Source organism: Streptosporangium sp. NPDC006013 (genome assembly GCF_040614275.1).
Lineage (GTDB): Bacteria > Actinomycetota > Actinomycetes > Streptosporangiales > Streptosporangiaceae > Streptosporangium.
In genome coordinates this window covers 1-1,169 of sequence record NZ_JBEXUE010000971.1, presented here as the reverse complement: position 1 = coordinate 1,169, position 1,169 = coordinate 1, and the positions used below count along the sequence as shown (strand labels likewise).

Genomic DNA, 1,169 nt, shown 5'->3' with positions numbered 1-1,169 from the left:
CTAAGCGGCATTCCAGAAGTTCCGCTTGTAACCGGCCGGGAGCCAGGGGCTGGTCCACGGCGCGGCGGTGACCAGTAACTGGTCCGGTGAGCGGGCGCGGAAGAAGGCATGGATCTGTCTGAGACGGCCGGGCCAGCTGACGGCGGTGTTAGCGATGAACGCCTTGAGCGCGGCCCAGATCCGCTCGACCGGGTTGTCGTGCGGACTGTAGCGCGCTCCGTACAGCACCTCCACCCTCGGGTGCGCCTGCAGGTAGCACGCGACGGCCCGGGCATGGTGGATGCTGTCGTTGTCGCAGATCACCACGATCTTCGGTGCGGCCGGGAACGCGGCGGCCACCTGGTCCAGTAGGTGCAGGAAGTCGGCCGCGCACCGGCGGCCCAGCCGATACACCCACCGCCCCGTGGTCAACTCCACGGCGCCGAACACGGTGACCTGCCGGTTTTTGCCCGGTGTGACGATGGCCGGGCGGTCGGCGCGCAGTGTCCACCCTGCTCGGAGGTGGGGCAGCAGGTGCACGTGGGTTTCATCGGTGGCCCAGACCACCGCCCCGCGCGGCAGTGCACGCAGCCGCTCCGCGATGGCGGCCACCGCCTGCCGGCGGCCGGGATCGCCCCGCGCGACCAGCTTGGAACGCCGCCAGACGGCCACCAGGCGCACCCGCCGATACAGCGTGCGCCTGCTCAGATGGGGCCGGTTCAGGTACCGCCACAGCCGCGCAAGGGTCCACGGCCCTGGCCGGGCCAGCAGTCGGGCGATCCGGCCCATCAGGTGCTCACCGCCCAGGCGGGGGCGCCCGGGGCGGGGACGGTCGGCCAGTCCCGCCAGGCCGTGGCGGTTGAACCGGCCGATCCATCGGCGCACGGTAGCGGCGTCGTAGTCCAGCAGGTCGGCGATCTGCGCCGCCGGCAGGCCGCGCAGCGACAGCAGGACCATCACCGCGCGTATCGCCTGCCGCCAGTGACCTCGCAGTTGGGCGTGTAATTGCTCGATCGAGGTGGCAGGGGCATTGGCGAACACGATGGGCGGGCGCATACTGACCACGACCTCGCCGGTGGGTGGACGTTGTGGCAACCTCGATCCAACCCCCGGCGAGGCCCGTGTCAACGCCCTCACGCCCCGGCGATCTCACGCCCGGTTACGCGCAGAACTTCTGGATAGGCGCTTAG

Annotated in this window: 1 protein-coding gene; it reads right to left on the bottom strand. The window is 70.8% G+C overall.

Annotation, left to right across the window (positions count from 1 at the left end):
- A complete protein-coding gene (locus ABZ260_RS51340) occupies positions 1–1,035 on the bottom strand; it encodes an IS630 family transposase (RefSeq protein WP_355633324.1) in 1,035 nt (344 codons plus the stop codon).
- Positions 1,036–1,169: the final 134 nt, after the last annotated feature.

What these genes read in the sequence shown, in the direction of transcription:
- ABZ260_RS51340 (WP_355633324.1), bottom strand. Translation starts at nt 1,035, where the DNA reads ATGCGCCCGCCCATCGTGTTCGCCAATGCCCCTGCCACCTCGATCGAG.